16 protein-coding genes and 1 tRNA gene are annotated in these 18,735 nt (G+C 66.0%); 13 read left to right on the forward strand and 4 right to left on the reverse strand.

The window, feature by feature from the left end; all coding sequences use genetic code 11:
* Nucleotides 1-72: 72 nt before the first annotated feature.
* Nucleotides 73-2,739, reverse strand: coding sequence for a pyruvate, phosphate dikinase (gene ppdK, locus SLT36_RS22845; protein ID WP_432284568.1), 2,667 nt, complete (start codon nt 2,737-2,739; stop codon nt 73-75).
* Nucleotides 2,740-2,945: 206 nt separating this feature from the next.
* Here ppdK and SLT36_RS22850 point away from each other — a divergent pair, with 206 nt between their 5' ends.
* A complete protein-coding gene (locus SLT36_RS22850) occupies nt 2,946-3,281 on the forward strand; it encodes a VOC family protein (RefSeq protein WP_067964478.1) in 336 nt (111 codons plus the stop codon).
* Between the two features lie 237 nt (nt 3,282-3,518).
* Nucleotides 3,519-3,593: transfer RNA gene (locus tag SLT36_RS22855), tRNA-Gln, on the forward strand.
* A 93-nt stretch (nt 3,594-3,686) separates the two neighbouring features.
* Here SLT36_RS22855 and SLT36_RS22860 read toward each other — a convergent pair.
* Nucleotides 3,687-4,544 (reverse strand): LysR family transcriptional regulator, encoded by an 858-nt coding sequence (locus tag SLT36_RS22860; RefSeq protein WP_432284569.1) that lies wholly within the window; start codon nt 4,542-4,544, stop codon nt 3,687-3,689.
* A 96-nt stretch (nt 4,545-4,640) separates the two neighbouring features.
* Here SLT36_RS22860 and SLT36_RS22865 point away from each other — a divergent pair, with 96 nt between their 5' ends.
* From SLT36_RS22865 to SLT36_RS22915, 11 genes are all read left to right on the forward strand, one after another.
* Nucleotides 4,641-5,978, forward strand: a complete 1,338-nt coding sequence (locus tag SLT36_RS22865) for an aspartate aminotransferase family protein (RefSeq protein WP_432284570.1) — start codon at nt 4,641-4,643, stop codon at nt 5,976-5,978.
* 23 nt (nt 5,979-6,001) lie between these two features.
* Nucleotides 6,002-6,460, forward strand: a complete 459-nt coding sequence (locus tag SLT36_RS22870) for a cobalamin B12-binding domain-containing protein (RefSeq protein WP_432288441.1) — start codon at nt 6,002-6,004, stop codon at nt 6,458-6,460.
* A complete protein-coding gene (gene meaB / locus SLT36_RS22875) occupies nt 6,457-7,455 on the forward strand; it encodes a methylmalonyl Co-A mutase-associated GTPase MeaB (RefSeq protein WP_432284571.1) in 999 nt (332 codons plus the stop codon). The genes SLT36_RS22870 and meaB overlap by 4 nt, the downstream gene beginning before the upstream one ends.
* Nucleotides 7,452-9,143: a methylmalonyl-CoA mutase family protein gene (locus SLT36_RS22880; RefSeq protein WP_432284572.1), complete on the forward strand. Its 1,692-nt coding sequence runs from the start codon at nt 7,452-7,454 to the stop codon at nt 9,141-9,143. Before meaB ends, SLT36_RS22880 begins: the two co-directional genes overlap by 4 nt.
* A 10-nt stretch (nt 9,144-9,153) precedes the next feature.
* Nucleotides 9,154-9,903, forward strand: a complete 750-nt coding sequence (locus tag SLT36_RS22885; protein ID WP_432284573.1) for an enoyl-CoA hydratase/isomerase family protein — start codon at nt 9,154-9,156, stop codon at nt 9,901-9,903.
* A gap of 7 nt (nt 9,904-9,910) precedes the next feature.
* A complete protein-coding gene (locus tag SLT36_RS22890) occupies nt 9,911-11,536 on the forward strand; it encodes an AMP-binding protein (protein ID WP_432284574.1) in 1,626 nt (541 codons plus the stop codon).
* A gap of 16 nt (nt 11,537-11,552) precedes the next feature.
* Nucleotides 11,553-12,638: an AraC family transcriptional regulator gene (locus SLT36_RS22895; RefSeq protein WP_432284575.1), complete on the forward strand. Its 1,086-nt coding sequence runs from the start codon at nt 11,553-11,555 to the stop codon at nt 12,636-12,638.
* Nucleotides 12,639-12,705: 67 nt separating this feature from the next.
* Complete coding sequence (locus SLT36_RS22900; protein ID WP_432284576.1) at nt 12,706-13,473, forward strand: 3-hydroxyacyl-CoA dehydrogenase; 768 nt, start codon at nt 12,706-12,708, stop codon at nt 13,471-13,473.
* A 22-nt stretch (nt 13,474-13,495) separates the two neighbouring features.
* Nucleotides 13,496-14,680, forward strand: coding sequence for an acetyl-CoA C-acyltransferase (locus SLT36_RS22905; RefSeq protein ID WP_432284577.1), 1,185 nt, complete (start codon nt 13,496-13,498; stop codon nt 14,678-14,680).
* 144 nt (nt 14,681-14,824) lie between these two features.
* Nucleotides 14,825-15,946, forward strand: a complete 1,122-nt coding sequence (locus SLT36_RS22910; RefSeq protein WP_115733061.1) for a branched-chain amino acid ABC transporter substrate-binding protein — start codon at nt 14,825-14,827, stop codon at nt 15,944-15,946.
* 141 nt (nt 15,947-16,087) lie between these two features.
* Nucleotides 16,088-16,519: a GNAT family N-acetyltransferase gene (locus tag SLT36_RS22915; RefSeq protein ID WP_432284578.1), complete on the forward strand. Its 432-nt coding sequence runs from the start codon at nt 16,088-16,090 to the stop codon at nt 16,517-16,519.
* 72 nt (nt 16,520-16,591) lie between these two features.
* Here the strand turns inward: SLT36_RS22915 and SLT36_RS22920 are convergent, their stop codons facing one another.
* Both SLT36_RS22920 and SLT36_RS22925 read right to left on the reverse strand, forming a co-directional pair.
* A complete protein-coding gene (locus SLT36_RS22920) occupies nt 16,592-17,710 on the reverse strand; it encodes an anhydro-N-acetylmuramic acid kinase (protein WP_432284579.1) in 1,119 nt (372 codons plus the stop codon).
* A 2-nt stretch (nt 17,711-17,712) separates the two neighbouring features.
* Nucleotides 17,713-18,726 (reverse strand): serine hydrolase domain-containing protein, encoded by a 1,014-nt coding sequence (locus tag SLT36_RS22925; protein ID WP_432284580.1) that lies wholly within the window; start codon nt 18,724-18,726, stop codon nt 17,713-17,715.
* Between the last annotated feature and the right edge of the window lie 9 nt (nt 18,727-18,735).

An 18,735-nucleotide genomic window follows, 5' to 3' on the forward strand; every position in this document is an offset into this window, starting at 1 on the left:
TGCTTCGCGAAACTACCTGATGCCGTCGGTTATGCCCAATTTGAAATGGGCATAACTGTCTACGTTTTCGCCCTAGCGCTGCGCCTTGACCGCCGACTGCGCGGCGGCAAGCCTGGCGATCGGCACGCGGAACGGCGAGCAGGAGACATAGTCCAGCCCGACGCTTTCGCAGAAATGGATCGAGGCCGGGTCGCCGCCATGCTCGCCGCAGATGCCGAGCTTGATTTCCGGCCGCGTCGCCCTGCCCTTTTCGGCGGCGATCTTGACCAGTTCGCCGACACCGTCGACGTCGAGCGAAACGAACGGGTCCTGCTCGATGATGCCCTTCTGGCGATAGGTCTCGAGGAAGGACGCGGCATCGTCACGCGAGATGCCGAAGGTCGTCTGCGTCAGATCGTTGGTGCCGAAGGAGAAGAATTCGGCCGCCTCGGCAATGACATGGGCGCGAATGGCCGCGCGCGGCAGCTCGATCATCGTGCCGACGAGATAATCGATATTGACGCCCGTTTCCTGCATCACGCTCTGGGCGACCTGGTCGATGCGCGCCTTGACGTAATCGAGCTCCTTCATCAGGCCGACCAGCGGCACCATGATCTCGGGAACGACCGGGCTGCCGGTCTTCTTGCCGGCCTCGACAGCCGCCTCGAAGATGGCGCGCGCCTGCATCTCGGCGATTTCAGGATAGGAGACGGCGAGACGGCAGCCGCGATGGCCGAGCATCGGGTTGAACTCGTGCAGCGCCTCGGTGCGCTGGCGCAGCTTGTCGGCCGAGACATTCATCGCGGTTGCGACCTCGGCGATCTCTTCTTCGGTCTTGGGCAGGAACTCGTGCAGCGGCGGGTCGAGCAGGCGGATCGTCACCGGCAGGCCGGCCATGATCTCGAACAGTTCGAGGAAGTCCGAACGCTGCATCGGCAACAGCTTGGCAAGAGCCGTGCGCCTGTCCTTTTCGGTGTCGGCGAGAATCATCTCGCGCATCGCAACGATGCGGTCGCCGTCGAAGAACATGTGCTCGGTGCGGCACAGGCCGATGCCTTCGGCGCCGAAGGAGCGCGCCATGCGCGCATCGGCCGGCGTTTCGGCATTGGTGCGCACCTTCATGCGGCGCGCCGCATCGGCCCATTCCATGATGGCGGCGAAATCGCCCGACAGTTCCGGTTGCAGCATCGGCACCGAGCCCTTCAGCACCTGGCCGTTGGAGCCGTCGATGGTGATGATGTCGCCCTTGCGGAAGGTGTGGCCCATGGCAACCAGCGTGCCGGCGCGATAGTCGACGCGCAGCGAACCGGCGCCGGAAACGCAGGGCTTGCCCATGCCGCGGGCAACCACCGCCGCGTGGCTGGTCATGCCGCCGCGCGTCGTCAGGATGCCTTCCGAGGCATGCATGCCGTGAATGTCCTCGGGGCTGGTCTCGATGCGCACCAGGATGACCTTGCGCCCCGCCGACTTCAGCTCTTCAGCCTCGTCGGAGGAGAACACGATCTCGCCGGTGGCAGCCCCCGGCGAGGCCGGCAGGCCGACGGCGATGACTTCGCGCTGCGCCTTGGGGTCGATGGTCGGGTGCAGCAGCTGGTCGAGCGCCGACGGATCGATCCGGCAGATCGCCTCTTCCTTCGATATCAGCCCTTCGCCGGCCATCTCGGCGGCGATCTTGAGGGCAGCCTTGGCGGTGCGCTTGCCCGAACGGGTCTGCAGCATCCACAGCTTGCCGCGCTCGATGGTGAATTCGAGGTCCTGCATGTCGCGGTAATGCTGTTCGAGGCGATTGGAGATCGCAACGAAGGTGTTGAACGCCTCCGGCATCAGCTTCTGCAGCGAGGGCTTGTCGGAGCCGGCGGCGATGCGCGCGGCTTCGGTGATGTTCTGCGGCGTGCGGATGCCGGCAACGACGTCCTCGCCCTGGGCGTTCACCAGGAACTCGCCATAGAGCATCTTCTCGCCGGTCGAGGGGTTGCGCGTGAAGGCGACCCCCGTCGCCGAGGTCTCGCCCATATTGCCGAACACCATGGCCTGGACGTTGACCGCCGTGCCCCAGCTCTCGGGAATGTCGTGCAGGCGGCGATAGGTGATGGCGCGGTGGTTCATCCAGCTCTGGAACACCGCACCGATGGCGCCCCAAAGCTGCTCGTGCGGATCCTGCGGGAAGGCGCGGCCGAGCTCTTCCTCGACCTTGGCCTTGTAGAGCTTGATGACGTCCTGCCACTGCGGCGCGGTGAACTCGGTGTCGAGCTCATAGCCGAGACGGCCCTTTTCGTCTTCGAGCAGTTCCTCGAAGACTTCATGATCGAGACCCAGCACCACGTCGGAATACATGGTGATGAAGCGGCGGTAGCTGTCATAGGCAAAACGTGCGTCGCCGGCATCCGCCGCCAGCGCCTCGACGGTGACGTCGTTGAGGCCGAGATTGAGCACTGTGTCCATCATGCCCGGCATCGAGGCCCGGGCGCCCGAGCGCACCGAGACGAGCAGCAGCTTTTCCGGATCGCCGAAACGGCGGCCGGTGATGGCGCCGACAGTCTCGAGGGCGGCGCGGACGTCGGCTTCGAGCGTCGCGGGATAGGCGCGGCCATTGGCATAAAACCAGTTGCAGGCTGCCGTGGTGATGGTGAAACCGGGCGGCACCGGCAGGCCGAGACTGCACATCTCGGCGAGATTCGCCCCCTTGCCGCCGAGCAGGTCGCGGTCGCTGGACCGTCCCTCCGCTGCACCGTCGCCAAAACTGTAAACCCACTTGGTCATGCCTTCTCCTCGCCGACTGAGTGTGGAGCCGGGCGGTGGCCGCCGCCTGCTTCTGCGGGGAGCGATAGGATGCTGCACTGCAAAAGGCAAGGCACTGTTCCGCCACGGAATGTCCTACAATCGATTAATGAACCGGGACTGCGACACCCTTGCGGCCACCCCTTGCCTCATATAGAACATATCAAGAACGAATATCGGAGACGACCATGCGCAAGACCGGCAAGCTCGACTACATCGAAATGGCGGCGGTTGGCGGCACGCTCGACCATGTGAAGTCCTTCTACAGCGCGGCTTTCGGCTGGACATTCACCGACTACGGCCCCGATTATTCAGCCTTCGCGGAAGGCCTCGACGGCGGTTTCCAGGCCGAAGTCCCGGCAAAACCGCTGCCTGTACTCTATTCCGAGGCATTGGAAGACAGCCTTGCCGCGGTCGAAGAGGCCGGCGGCACGATCGTCAAGCCGATCTTCTCCTTCCCCGGTGGCCGGCGATTCCATTTCGTCGATCCGGCCGGAAACGAGCTCGCCGTCTGGGGCGAATGACCGCCATCGCTCCGAGGGGGCAGCGTTGCAGAGGCTCGGCAATCATCGACACGTCGGCGCATGCGATTCGGTCGATACGAGCCTAAAGCGACCGGCCCCCGTAGCCGCTCAAACCTGACGCGAGCTGCCGCAAGATGATGCGGAAAGCAGCAAGGCTACGATTGTGCTTTTGCCGCGCGCTGCATATAAGGCGGCTGTCGATTGACTCGCTGCGGCGCATTTGCGGCTGAAGCGTGTTGGGGCGTCGCCAAGCGGTAAGGCATCGGTTTTTGGTACCGACATTCCCAGGTTCGAATCCTGGCGCCCCAGCCACAATTTTCGCAAATCGCTCGAAATCACCTCAGTTCGCAAGGTTGCCGACCGGCCTCGTGCGCGCGGCAGTCGCATCCTCGACAAAGCTGCACCTCACAGCGTCGGCAGAACCTGCCGGATATGATTGGCAAACGCCTCGACGGCCGGCGAGCGTTCGGTGTCGCCATAGGCGATCAGCATGCCGAGGCTTGAGAGCGGCGGCAGCGGCGCGTTGAGGATGTGGAGGTCGGACGGCACCGCCTCCTTGGTCATGACGCTGATCGCCAGGCCCGAGCGGGCAACCGCGATCAGGCCGGCCAGGCTGTTGCTGGCATAGGAGATCTTGTAGCGCAGGCCGGCATGGGCCATGGCATCGCAGGCAGCGCGGTGATCCATCGCATTGGAGGCCGGCAGCGCCATCGGGATGATTTCCCCGAATTCATGCTGTTCCAGCGTCGGCCGGCTGCCGACCCAGACCAGCGGCTCGGGGCGCACGACGTCTGGGGAATCACTCGCATTCGGCGTCGAGACCAGCGCCAGGTCGAGCTGGCGCTGGTGCAGCAGCCCGCGCAATTCGACCGTCGGCGCCGAGACGACCTTGATCTCGACATCGGGATAGAGGCTGCCGAAGGTCTTCAGGATCGCCGGGAAGAAGGCGATCAGATAGTCCTCCGGGCTGCCGAAGATGATCGAGCCGTGCAGGCCCTTGTCCGAAAGGGCCGAAACCGCGTCGTCCTGCAGCTTGAGGATGCGTTCGGCATAGGCGAGGAAACGGGCGCCGCTGGCCGTCAGGCTGACGCCGCTGCCCCGGCGGTGAAACAGGCTCTGGCCGAGCACCTCTTCCAGCCGCTGGATCTGCATCGTCACCGCCGACTGCGTCCGCCCGACCTGCACCGCGGTAGCGCTCAGCGTGCCCAGTTGGGCGGCGCGGACGAAGGTCGTCACCAATCTCAGGTCGAGCGGCGCCTGCATATCAAATCCCCTTATATCTGAATCCTAATATTATCAATTTTACTGCACAAGCGCCAATCCCTATCGTTCGACCGAGCATCATCAAAGGGGTGAGACATGTCGAACAACCGGGATCAGGCGTTTTGGGCTTCGGCGCGGAAGCATCTGATCCGCTATGGCGGCAGCTTCGAGCCGGCGATCATCGAGCGTGCTGCCGGCTCGTTCGTCTATGACGCCGACGACAGGCCGATCCTCGACTTCACCTCCGGCCAGATGAGCGCCCTGCTCGGCCATGCCCATCCGAGGATCGTCTCGACAGTCGCCCGACAGGTCGAAAAGGTCGCGCATCTGTTCAGCGGCATGCTGTCCCGCCCGGTCGTCGATCTCGCCGAGCGCCTGGCCGGGCTGGCGCCCGGTCTCGACAGGGCGCTATTGCTGTCGACGGGCGCCGAATCCAACGAAGCCGCCATCCGCATGGCCAAGCTGGTCACCGGCAAACACGAGATCGTCGCCTTCTCCAAGAGCTGGCACGGCATGACCGGTGTCGCGGCCTCGGCGACCTACAGCGCCGGCCGCAAGGGATATGGCCCTGCCGCCGTCGGATCGATCGCCATACCGGCGCCGAACAGCTTTCGCCCGCGCTTCCGGCATGCCGACGGCAGCCTCGACTGGCGCAGCGAGCTCGACGACGCCTTCACCCTGGTGGACAGCCAGTCGACGGGGAGCCTGGCGGCCTTCGTCGCCGAGCCGATCCTGTCGAGCGGCGGCATGCTGGAACTGCCCGAGGGGTATCTCGCCGCGCTCAAGCAGAAATGCCACGAGCGCGGCATGCTGCTCATCCTCGACGAGGCGCAGACCGGCATCGGCCGGACCGGAACGATGTTTGCCTTCCAGCGCGACGGCGTCACCCCCGACATTTTGACCCTGTCCAAGACCATCGGCGCCGGCCTGCCGCTTTCGGCCGTCATGACCACGGCGGAGATCGAGGAAGCGGCCTATGCCAAGGGCTTCCTGTTCTACACCACCCATGTCTCCGACCCGTTGCCGGCAGCCGTCGGCCTTGCCGTGCTCGACGTCGTCGAAGATGAAAAGCTGGTCGAACGCGCCCGGCAGCTCGGCGCCAGGCTGTTCGACGGCCTGTCGCAGCTCAAGCAGCGCCATGACTGTGTCGGCGACGTGCGCGGCCGCGGCCTGATGCTCGGGGTCGAAATCGTCAGGAACGGCAAGGACAGGGAACCCGACCATGAGCTCGGGGCGCGCATCGCTGCAGAGGCGTTCAATCGCGGCCTCAGCATGAACATCGTCAAGCTTCCCGGCATGGGCGGCGTGTTCCGCATCGCCCCTCCCCTGACGATCTCGGAGGCCGAACTCGACCTCGGCCTGAGCATCATTTCGGACTCGATCGAAGCCGGGCTGGCCGCCGGCACCGGCGGCTCCAGCATCGCCGCAGAGTGAAAGGCACTCCAGACATGACCGACATGAACAGCATCAGCCAGGGCGACGCCGCCCGGGCGGAGATCGACGTCAACTCGCCCGGCACCATCCGGGTGCTCGTCGCCAAGCTCGGCCTCGACGGCCATGACCGGGGCGCCAAGGTGGTCGCCCGGATCCTGCGCGAGGCCGGCATGGAGGTCGTCTATACCGGCCTCTACAAATCGCCCAAGGACGTCGTCACTGCCGCGATCCAGGAGGATGTCGACGTCATCGGCGTCAGCCTGCTGTCGGGCTCGCACCTGCCTTTGTTCCAGGAACTCGGCCGTTGCCTCCGGGAAAAGCAGGCCGAGCATATTTTCGTCGTCGCCGGCGGCGTTATTCCCGAGCATGACTATGCCGCTTTGTCGGACAGCGGCGTCGACGCCATCGTGCCGCAGGAAGCCAGGGGCGACCTGATCGTCACGACGATCAGGAAGCTGATCGCCGAACGTGGCCTGAAATGACGGCGTTTGCCTCATCCCGGCCCGCCCGGCGAACGGCCTATGTGCCTTCGGCGGACCTCGTGCCCGAAGTGCTCAAGGGCAGCGTGCTGGCGGTCGCCCGGATGATCAGCCGGGCTGAGGCAGGATATGCCGAAGCAGCCGAGGCGCTGGCCGAGATCTACCGCCACAGCGGCAAGGCCCATGTGCTCGGCATCACCGGTGTTCCCGGCGCCGGCAAGTCGACGCTTGTCGCGGCCCTGATCAAGGCCTTTGCCGCAGACGGGCACAAGGTCGGCGTGGTTGCCGTCGATCCGAGCAGCCCGTTTTCCGGCGGCGCGATCCTCGGCGACCGGGTGCGGATGAGCGAGGCGGCGCAGTCCTGCCAGGCCTTCGTGCGGAGCATGGCGACGCGCGGACATCTCGGCGGCCTCGCCCGCGCGACGCTTCAGGCAGTCGATGTGCTCGACGCCGCCGGTTATTCGCCGATCATCATCGAAACTGTCGGCGTCGGACAGGACGAGGTCGAAGTCGTCACCGCCGCCCACACCATCGTGGTGCTGTCGGCGCCGGGACTTGGCGACGACATCCAGGCGATCAAGGCCGGCATCCTCGAGATTGCCGACATCCATGCCGTCAGCAAGAGCGACAGGCCCGACGCATCGGCAACCGTCGCCGCCCTGCGCGGCATGATGAGCCTCGGACCTGCAAGACCCGGATCGGGCTGGCAGACGCCCGTCCTGCCGGTCAGCTCGCTGTCGGGCGAACGGATCAATGAGCTGAAGGACGCCATATCAAGGCACTGGGACCATCTCCGCGACAGCGGCGAGCTGCATGAGCGCGAGCGCAGCATCGGCCGGATGCGGATCCTCGGCACCGCCAGGCAGCTTTTCCAGGACAGGTTCAAACGCGACACGGACGAACTCGAGGCCCACCTTCAGGCGGTGGTTGACCGGACCATGGATCCGGCAGCCGCCGCCTGCCTTTTGCTGGGTTGGGACAATGAGGTGCTGGCATGAAGCTGTTCTCAGCCGAGGCGATCGAGGAGATCAGGGAAAAACAGGCCGAGTGGGAAGCCAACGAACTCGCGGCCACGCTGAAAAGCAGGCCCGAGGAGAAGGCGGAATATGAGACGGAGTGCGGCATTCCGTTGAAGCGGATCTACACCGCTGCCGACGTCGCCGGCATCCCGGCCAGCGATCTCGGATTTCCGGGCGCCTATCCCTTCACCCGCGGTGCCTATCCGACGATGTATCGCGGCCGCCCCTGGACCATCCGGCAGGTCGCCGGTTTCGGCAATCCCGAGGCGACCAACCAGCGCTACAAATACATGATCCAGACCGGCCAGACCGGGCTTTCGACCGACTTCGACCTGCCGACGCTGCTCGGCCTCGATTCGGACGATCCGATGGCCTTCGGCGAGGTCGGGCGCGTCGGCGTGGCGATCGATACCGTCGACGACGTCGACCGCCTCTTCGACGGCATCGACCTCGAAAAGATCTCGGTGTCGCTGACCATCAACCCCTCGGCCTGGGTGATCTACGCGATGTTCGTCGCGGTGGCGGAAAGGCGCGGCTACGACCTTCACAAGCTGACCGGCACATTGCAGGCCGATCCGCTCAAGGAATATGTCGCCCAGAAGGAATGGATCTATCCGGTGCGGCCTGCCGTCAGGCTGCTGCGCGACCTGATCATGCACAGCGCCAGGACGACGCCGAAGCTCAATCCGATCAGCCTCAGCGGCTACCATCTCTCCGATGTCGGCGGCAACGCGCTGCAGGAGATCGCCTTCATCATGGCCTTCACCATCGCTTATTGCGAGGAGGTCATCGCCGCCGGCATGGACATAGACGACTTCGCGCCCAGGCTGTCGTTCTTCTTCATCAGCCACCAGGATTTCTTCGAACAGATCTGCAAGTTCAGGGCGGCCCGGCGGGTCTACGCCAGGATCATGTCCGAGCAATTCCATGCCAAAAAGCCGGAATCGATGCGCCTCAGGGTGCATGTGCAGACGGCGGCGATGAGCCTGACCAAGGTCGAACACCACAACAACCTGATGCGCACGGCGATCCAGGCTTTGGGTGCGGTGCTCGGCGGCTGCCAGAGCATGCACACCAATGGCCTCGACGAGGCCTTCGCCATCCCGACCGAGGAGGCGATGAAGCTGGCGATCCGGACGCAGCAGATCATCCGCGACGAAATCAACGTGACGTCGGTGATCGATCCGCTCGGCGGCTCCTATTTCGTCGAGCGCCTGACGCATGACATGGAGACCGAAATCTGGAAGGTGCTGGACGAGGTCAAGGAGCGCGGCGGCGCCATCAAGCTGGTCGAGGAAGGCTGGTTCCAGCAGAAGCTGGCCGATTCCGCCTATGCCACCTTCAAGAAGATCGACAGCGGCGAAAAGGTCTCGGTCGGCGTCAACCGGCATGTCGACGAGACCAGCGGTTCCGCCGAGGTCCACATCCATCCCTATGACGACCAGTGCACTCAGTTGCAGATCGACCGCCTCAACGCGGTGCGGACCGAAAGGGACAACGGACTGGTCAAGCAGCTGCTGGCCGAACTCGCCGATCAGGCCCAGTCAGACGACATCAACCTGCTGCCCAAGACGATCGAGCTGGTCAAGGCGCGCGCGACGCTCGGCGAGATCTGCAGCGCGCTGAGAGACGTCTGGGGCTCCTACGCCGAACCGATGATCGTATGAGGACCCCATCATGACCAGAGCAGTCATTTCGACCGACGACGGCGTCATCAGCTGGATCAGGCTGAACCGGCCGGAACGGCTCAACGCCATGAATGGCGATCTCGTCAATGAGCTTTCGTCAGCACTGGCGGCAGCCGAGGCCAGGCCCGCCACCCGTGTCGTCATCCTGCATGGCGAAGGCCGCGCCTTCTGCTCTGGCGACGACCTCAAGGATCTCGACGCGCAGACGACGTCGGAAGCGGCGACGGAGGCCTGGGTCGAGTCCATCCAGCAGATCACGCTGCAGATCATGCAGTCGCGCAAGATCGTCATTGCCGCGGTGCATGGCTGGTGCGTCGGCGGCGCGCTGGAATGGGTGGTCAATTGCGACTTCCGGCTGTTTGCCGACACCACGCGCTGGTTCTTCCCCGAGGTCGGCTACGGCCTGTTCGTGACAGGCGGGGTGACAGCACTTCTGACCAAGCAGGTCGGGCCGCAGATCGCCAAGGAATTGATGATCCTCGGTGAACGCCACGATGCGGCCAGGGCGGTCGAGGTCGGCATCGCCTGGAAACTCGTTGCCGAGGCCGAGCTGCTCGAGGCGGCAAGGACGCTGGCGCTGGCGATCGCCGCGCGGCCCGAAGAGGCTGTCGCCGACATCAAGCACGCCATCAACGAAGGTTTCCACTCCTCGCTCGCCGCCGCCATGGCGCTCGAGACCAGGGCCACGGTCAGCGGCTTCATGTCCGCCGAGGCGCAGGCCCGGGCAAAAAGGTTCTGAACGCGCCATGACATCGAGCGTCTTTTCCCCCGCTTACATCCCCGGCAAAAGCGACGACGAACTGGAGAACCGGGTGCTGCCGCGGATCCTGCTGCGGCAGGCCGAGCGCTTCGGCAGCAAGCCGTTCATCGACGTCTGCGGGCGCAGCGCGAGCTTCGAGGAGATGCTGCTGGCGTCGAGCCGGCTGGCGCGCGGCCTGCGTCAATTGGGGGTCGTCAGGTCGGACCGCGTGGCGATGCTGTTGCCCAACTCGTTCGAACTCGTCGCGCTGTGGTTTGCGACGGCGAGCCTGGGGGCGATCGAGGTGCCGACCAATCCCGGCCTGAAGGGCGACCTGCTCTGCCACAATCTGAACAATTGCGGCGCCGAGGTGCTGGTAGCGGACGCCGGCGCGCTGGCGGAGCTGGCCAAGGTCCAGGACAATCTGCCCAGCCTGCGGACGCTGATCCTCGTCGGCACCGACCCGGCCGAGGCGCGGGCGGCGGGCATCAGGATCGACCGCATCGTCGCCTTCGACGACTGCATGGCACCGCAGCTGGGTTTCGACCTCGTCGACGTCCACTACGCCGACCCGATGGCGATCCTCTACACCTCGGGCACGACCGGTCCGGCCAAGGGGGCATTGATGTCGCACCATCACTGCTATGCCTGGGCGGCGGCGATGGCGGCCAACCTCGGCTACACCCAAGGCGACAGCTACTTCTCGGCCCTGCCCTTGTTTCACACCGACGCCCAGATGTTCGGCGTGCTGCTGCCTTTGATCTACGGCACCAAAACCACGCTTGTCGAAAGCTTCAGCGCCTCAAGGTTCTGGGACCAGCTCCGCGCCAGCGGCGCAACAGCGACCAATCTGCTCGGCGCGATGGCCGTCATCCTGATGCGTGCTGCGCCCTCCGACAACGACCGCAACAATCCGGTCCGGGTATGCCAGTGCATTCCGATGGTGCCGGACCGCGAGGCCTTCGAACGCCGCTTCGACATGCGGCTCGTCACCGGCTACGGCCAGACCGAAACCAGCTTCGTGACGCTGGACACGGTGGACGAGACCCGTCCCGGGTCCTGCGGCCGGCCGCATCCGGACTGGCAGGTGGCGATCGTCGACGAGGCCGACAGGCCGCTGCCGCCGGGCAGCGTCGGCGAGATCGTGTCGCGCCCGAACAAGAGCTGGAGCATGTTTTCCGGCTATTACAGGGCCGAGGCCAAGACGGTGCAGACGCTGCGCAACCTCTGGTACCATTCCGGCGACGCCGGCTACATGGACAAGGACGGCTGGCTCTATTTCAAGCATCGGCTGAACGAGGCGATCCGCCGCCGCGGCGAAAACATCTCCGCCTACGAGGTCGAGACGGTCGCCGAAAAACACCCCGACATTCTGGAAAGTGCTGCCTTCGGCATCCCTTCCGAATTCACCGAAGAAGACATCATGGTGGTGGCCCTGCGGCGCGCCGGCTCGTCGGTGGAGGCGGCCGACCTGCTCGACCATTTCAGGGAGCTCGCACCCCGTCACATGGTGCCGCGCTACATCGAGATCACCGACACGCCATTGCCGAGAACGCCGACGGAGAAGGTGGCGCGGAACAGCCTGCGCCAGCGCGGCGTCGGGCCGGCGACCTTCGACCGGGGTCAGCGCTAGCGCGGGAGCAGATGCGGTGGAACGTCGGATGGTCGCGCCCTGTTTCGTCGACGACACGCTCGACTGCCTTCGCCGCCATGACGTGCCCGTTGCCCCGCTGCTGGCCCGGCTGGGGCTGCCGCCCGAGATCACCGAACCGATCTCGGCACGGCAGTATGGCGCGCTCTGGCGGGCGGTGGCCGAGTCCATGGACGACGAGTTCTTCGGCGAAGGCGCACGGCCGATGCGCTCAGGCAGCTTTGCCCTTTTGTGCCACGCGGTGCTGACGACTGAGACTCTCGAGCATGCGCTGCGGCGCAGCCTGCGCTTCCTGCGCGTCGTGCTCGACGATCCGCATGGCGAACTGATCGTCAGGGACGGGCTCGCCGAAGTCACCCTGCGCGATGCCGGCCCGCTGCGCTCGGCCTTTGCCTACCGCACCTTCTGGATCATCGTCCACGGCCTGAACTGCTGGCTCGTCGGGCGACGCCTGCCGATCCGCTGGGTCGACTTCAAATGCAGCGCGCCGCCGACCGGAACCGACTACCGCCTGTTCTTCGGCGCCCCGGTGCGCTTCGACCAGCCCGAGACCCGGCTGGTCTTCGACGCCGACTTCCTCAAGCTGCCCGTCATCCGCGACAGCACCGCCCTGCGCGACTTCCTGCGCCAGGCGCCGGCCAACATATTGGTGCGCCATCGCCATGACGAAGGGCTTTCGGCGGCGATACGCGGACGCCTGCACAACATGCTGCCGTCGGCCTGGCCGAGCCTCGGCAACCTGGCCACCGGCATGCGCATGCAGGAGCCGACCTTGCGCCGCCGGCTGCAGTTGGAGGGCCAGACCTATCGCTCGATCAAGGACGAGATGCGCCGGGCGCTGGCGATGGAGGCGCTGCTGGGCGGTAGCCGCTCCGTCGCCGACGTGGCGGCCGATATCGGCTTTTCCGAACCGAGCGCCTTCCATCGCGCCTTCCACAAATGGACCGGCAAGAGCCCGGCTTCGTTTCGCCGCGAGGCCGGCGCCATGACGGACGCCGAGGACAGCCCGTCGCTCGGCCCGCTCGCTCCTTACGCCCGGTCCGGCGCGAGCGGCAAACATTGCAAAATCGATCACCAAATCTGAGCGCGGCGGTCATCGTCGGCCACCTGGCTTCGTTGCAACATGCCGGCGAGAACAACGGGCCCGAAAAATGCAGATCAAGGACAGGGTTTTTCTGGTAACCGGCGCAGGCTCGGGATTGGGAGCGGCGGTCGCCCGCATGCTTGCCGATGCGGGCGCCAGCCTGCTCGCCATCGATATCAACGCTGCCGCGGGAGAGAAGACGGCCGCGGAACTCGGCGGCAAGGCGCGTTTCTTTCGCGCCGACGTCACCAGCGAAGCCGACGGCATCGCCGCAGTGAGACATGCCGAAGAGATGTTCGGCGGCATCAACGGACTGGTCAACTGCGCCGGCATTGCGCCTGGCGAACGGGTCATCGGCCGCGACGGACCGCATGGCCTCGACAGCTTCGCCCGCACCGTCGCCGTCAATCTGGTGGGCACCTTCAACATGTTGCGGCTGGCGGCCAACATCATGGTCAAGGGCGAGCCCGACGCCGAGGGCGAGCGCGGCATCATCGTCAACACCGCCTCGATCGCTGCCTTCGACGGCCAGATCGGCCAGGCCGCCTATGCCGCATCGAAGGGCGGCGTCGCTGCGCTGACCCTGCCGGTGGCACGCGAACTCGCCCGCCATGGCGTGCGCGTCGCCACCATCGCGCCCGGCATCTTCGAGACGCCGATGATGGCGGCGATGCCGCAGGAAGTGCGCGACGCGCTCGGCGCCAGCGTGCCGTTTCCGCCGCGCCTCGGCCGCCCCGCCGAATATGCCGGGCTGGTCCGGCACATCTGCGAAAACACCATGCTGAACGGCGAGGTCATCCGCCTCGACGGTGCACTGCGCATGGCGCCGCGCTGAAGACATGCAGGAGGAAAGCTGGGTGAACAGTCGTGATCCGGTCGTCATAACAGGGGCAGCGCGGACGCCACTGGGCGGCTTCCTGGGAAGCCTGAAGGACGTCCCTGCCGCACAGCTCGGCGCGGCAGCCATCCGCGCCGCCCTTGAACGGTCGGGGCTCGGCGTCGTCGACCAGGTGCTGATGGGCTGCGTCCTGGCCGCCGGCCAGGGCCAGGCGCCGGCGCGCCAGGCAACGCTTGCCGCCGGGCTGCCGCTCGGCACCGGCGCCACCACGGTCAACAAGATGTGCGGCTCCGGCATGATGTCGGCGATGCTGGCGCATGACCTGATCGCCGCGGGTTCTGCCAGGACGGTCGTCGCCGGCGGCATGGAAAGCATGTCGAACGCGCCCTACCTGCTCGACCGCGCCCGCTCCGGCTACCGCATGGGGCATCATCGCCTCATCGACCACATGTATCTCGACGGGCTCGAGGACGCCTATGACAAGGGCCGCCTGATGGGCAGCTTCGCCGAAGACTGTGCCGAGGCCTACGGCTTCACGCGCGAGGCGCAGGACACATTCGCCCTGCAGTCGCTCGACAGGGCACGGCAGGCAGCGGCCGACGGGCGTTTTCGCGACGAGATCGTCCCTGTTACGGCAGCCGACGGCAAGGCCGAACGGCTGGTCGGCGACGACGAGCCGCCTGGGAAAGCGCGCCCCGACAGGATCGCCCTGCTGAAGCCGGCCTTCCGCGACGGCGGCACGGTGACGGCGGCCAATTCCTCGTCGATTTCGGATGGTGCCGCAGCACTAGCGCTGACCTGCCTGTCACAGGCGGACAAATCCGGCCTCGCCCCGCTCGCGGCCATTCGCGGCCACGTCAGCCATGCCCAGGCGCCGCATCTCTTCACCACGGCACCGGTCGGCGCCATGCGCAAGCTCTGCGAAAAAATCGGCTGGCGCCTGAAGGATGTCGATCTGTTCGAGATCAACGAGGCCTTCGCTGTGGTGCCGATGGTGGCGATGCGCGAGCTCGACCTGCCGCGCGACAAGGTCAACATCCATGGCGGCGCCTGCGCGCTCGGCCATCCGATCGGCGCCTCAGGCGCACGCATCCTCGTCACGCTGGTGTCTGCGCTGAGCCAATACCGGCTGCGGCGCGGCATCGCCGCTGTCTGCATCGGCGGCGGCGAGGCGACCGCGATTGCCGTGGAGCTGATGTCCTAGACGACCGTACACGACCCTAAGGACATGGCCGCCGTTCAACAAGGGAACATCGGCGGCAGGTCCGGAACGGCCAGCCCTGTCAGCGAGCGTGGGCATCGCGGCAAGGCATCAACCAACGCCCACAATGCCAATGGGAGTCTTCACATGAAAAAATCGCTGTTGTCAGCAGTTGCCTTGACCGCGCTGGTCGCCTTTGGCGGCACGGCCTGGGCCGACATCGTCATCGGCGTCGCCGGCCCGATCACCGGACCCAACGCCGCCTTCGGCGCGCAGTTCCAGAAGGGCGCCGAGCAGGCCGCCGCCGACATCAACGCCGCCGGCGGCGTGCTCGGCGAGCAGATCAGGATCCAGGTCGGTGACGACGTTTCCGATCCGAAGCAGGGCATTTCGGTGGCCAACAAATTCGTCGCCGACGGCGTCAAATATGTCGTCGGCCACTTCAATTCGGGCGTGTCGATCCCGGCCTCCGAGGTCTATGCCGAAAACGGCGTGCTCGAGATCTCGCCGGCTTCGACCAATCCGCAATATACCGAGCGCGGCCTGTGGAACACCTTCCGCACCTGCGGCCGCGACGACCAGCAGGGCAAGGTCGCCGGCGACTACATCGCCGCCAATTTCAAGGACGCCAAGATCGCGATGATCCACGACAAGAGCCCTTATGGCCAAGGGCTGGTCGACGTCGCCAAGGCGGTACTCAACGGCAACGGCATCAACGAGGTGCTGTATGAAGGCATCAATATCGGCGACAAGGATTTCTCGGCCCTGATCGGCAAGCTGAAGCAGGCCGGCGTCAGCCTGATCTATTTCGGCGGCCTGCACACCGAGGCCGGCCTGATCATGCGCCAGTCGGCCGACCAGGGCCTGAAGGCGATCCTGTTCTCGGGCGACGGCATGGTGTCGAACGAGCTCGCCTCGATCGCCGGCGACGCCGTTGTCGGCACGCTCAACACCTTCTCGCCCGATCCGCGCAAGAACCCGGCGGCAAAGGACCTCGTCGAGAACTTCCGGGCCAAGGGCTTCGAGCCGGAAGCCTATACGCTGTACTCCTACGCCGCCGTGCAGATCATCGCCGCCGCCATAACCAAGACGGGCGCGGCCGACGACGCCCAGAAGGTCGCCGAGACGATGCGGGCGAACGGGCCCTGGACGACGGCGATCGGCGACATCGGCTACGACGCCAAGGGCGACATCACCCGCCCCGACTACGTCATCTATGAATGGAAGCGAGGCGACGACGGCAAGCCGACCTATGCCCAGAAGCAGTAGCGTCTGAGGGAGGGATGCCCGGCTCCGCGGGGTCGGGCATTCCGCCGGTGTTGGCGCACAGGATTATGTGCCTGTCAGGGGCCAATCGATGCGGCGCGGCCGGATTTTCCTGCTAGAAGGATCCGCCACCGGATCCCCGCAATGAACCACACGATCACCGTCCTCGATAAGCCGTCTCCCGACGAGCTCGACATCATCGGCGAACGCCTCGCCACCTTCAACACGGGGGATGTCGGCCCGGCGGAAAAGCAAGCGCTGATCGTTGCCGTCCGCGACGAGGACGAAAAACTCCTTGCCGGCATTTCGGGCTACACCGCCTGGGGCTGGCTCTACATACAGTGGCTCTGGGTCGACGACAGCTTGCGCGGCCAGAACATGGCGTCACGCATGCTGCAGGCCGCCGAGGACGAGGCCGCCGCGCGCGGCTGCCACGGTGCCTATATCGACACCTTCAACCCGACGGCGCTGAAGGTCTATCAGCGCCAGGGCTACAAGCCCTTCGGCGAACTGCCCGATTTCCCGAAGGGGCGCACACGGACCTTCCTGTCCAAGCCGCTCCAGCCGGCGGCCTGAACCGGCGGCAAGTTGCTTGCCACCCCTCCTGTCGATGGACTGGCTGCCTTGCAGGTCGCAACCTGCAACCGATCAGCCGGCGATGCGGCCGCCGGTCATCGGCTGCGGCACGCCTGTCGTGCTCGGGAAGCTGATCGGCATGCCGCTCAGGACACGCACGGCGAGGAAGGCAAAACACTCGGCTTCCACCGCATCGCCGCGCCAGCCGATGGTATCGGCGGAAACCGCCTCGACGCCCGCCCGCTTGCCCAGCATCGCCATGAAGGTCGGGTTGTGGCGGCCGCCACCTGAGACGAACAGCCTCTTCGGCCGCTGCGGCAGAAGGTCGAGCGCCTTGCCGACACAGGACGCGCTGAAGGCGGTCAGGGTGGCGGCACCGTCCTCATTGCTCAGCCCGTCGGCCATAGCAGCGGTGAAATCGAAGCGGTCGAGCGACTTGGGATAGGCAGCCGTGAGATAGGGGTGTTCGAGCAGGCGCGCGAGCCTCGCCTCGTCGACGGTGCCGGCGGCAGCAAGCGCCCCGCCCCGGTCCATCTCGCCCAGCCCCCGCGCCTTAACGAAGTCGTTGATCGGCGCGTTGGCCGGGCCGGTGTCGAAAGCGACGAGATCGGAGCGGCCGTCCCACCAGGTGACGTTGCCGACGCCGCCGAGATTGAGGATGGCGCTGTCGCCGCTGGCGCCAGCCGTGCCCAGCAGGGCGGCGTGGTAGGCGGCGGCCAGCGGCGCACCCTGCCCGCCGGCGCGGATGTCGGCGGTGCGGAAGTCATAGACCACCTTGGTGCCGAGCAGCGACTGCATCAGCGCGCCATCGCCGAGCTGGCGGGTTTCGCCCGGCAATCCGCCCTTCTGCGGGCCGCGATGCAGCACGGTCTGGCCGTGGAAACCGACGACGCCGATGTCGCTCATCGCCATGCCGGCGCCCTCGACGACCTGGCGCACGGCAGCCGACTGGGCGCGGGTCAGGGCTTGCTCGGCCTCGGCGAAGATCGCCGGCTCCGGCCCCTCGAAGTTCCAGACACGGGCTTCGGCCTGCGCCTGCTCCAGCATTGGCCGGACCGAGGCTTCGTAAGGCACCAGCGCGTAAGGACCAAAGGCCTCGATGCGCTCGCCGTCGGTCTTGAGCAGGGCGACGTCGATATTGCCGTCGAGCACGGTTCCGGTCATCAGCCCGACCGACCAGATGGGTTGCATGTTCAAGCTCCTGTCATGATGTCGCCGACCTGGCGGCGCAGATCCGATATGCCGCTGTCGAAATGACGCGTCGGGTGGATGCGGTTGGTGAGCAGGGTCCAGGCGCGGCCGGCGTCGAAATCGATCCACAGGCCGGTGCCGGTAAAGCCGGTATGGCCGATGGTGGCTGCGCTGCAGCGGTCGCCGCCGGACCAGCTGGCATAGGCATGTTCCCAGCCATGGGTGCGCTTGTCCGAAAGCGGCGTGCGCATCAGCCCGATCGCGGCCGGCGACGCGCCGCTGCCGTCGAGCAGGCCGTGCGCGAAATCGAGCACCGAGGCCGCCGTGCCGAACAGGCCGGCATGGCCCGCACCCTGGAGCGCCGAGCAATTGTCGTCATGGACCTCGCCTGACAGCACGCGGTGGCGCCAGGTGCAGTCCTCGGTCGCTGCCGACTGGTCGGGATCGGCCGAAAAGGCAAAGCCCGGGCCGGCATCCATGCCGCGGATCCAGGTGCCCGACAGGCGCTCCATGGCAAAGCCGAGCAGGATGAAGTTGATGTCGGAATAGACAGGCGCCTCCAGCTTCCGCCATTGGCGCTGCAGGATGAAGGTCCGCAGCAGATCAGGATCGCGGCCATAGCTGTAGATTGGCTCGACGGCCGGGAACGGCGTCTGGTGGCCGAGACACTGGCGGAAGGTGACCTGCCGCTCCCAGGCGTCGGGGTCATACTGGCGCAGGTCGGGTAAAACAGTCGTCAGCCGCGCGTCGAGGTCGATGCTGCCGGCCTCGGCCAGCGCCAGGATGCGCGGCGTGGTGAAGATGACCTTGGTCAGCGACGCCAGGTCGAACCAGCAGTCTTCTCGCATCGGGCGCTCGGACGGCACCCGCTGCGCATGGCCGATGGCACGGGAGAAGCGCCGGCCGTCCTTGTCGACGACCCCCATCACACCGCCGGGAATCCGACCAGCGGCGACGGCCTGTTCGAGCGGGACGAATGCACGCTCGAAACGCTGGGCGATGTCGTGGCTGGCCATGTTCGCTTC

This window comes from Aminobacter sp. BA135, assembly GCF_050859125.1.
In the GTDB taxonomy this organism is placed as follows: domain Bacteria; phylum Pseudomonadota; class Alphaproteobacteria; order Rhizobiales; family Rhizobiaceae; genus Aminobacter; species Aminobacter ciceronei.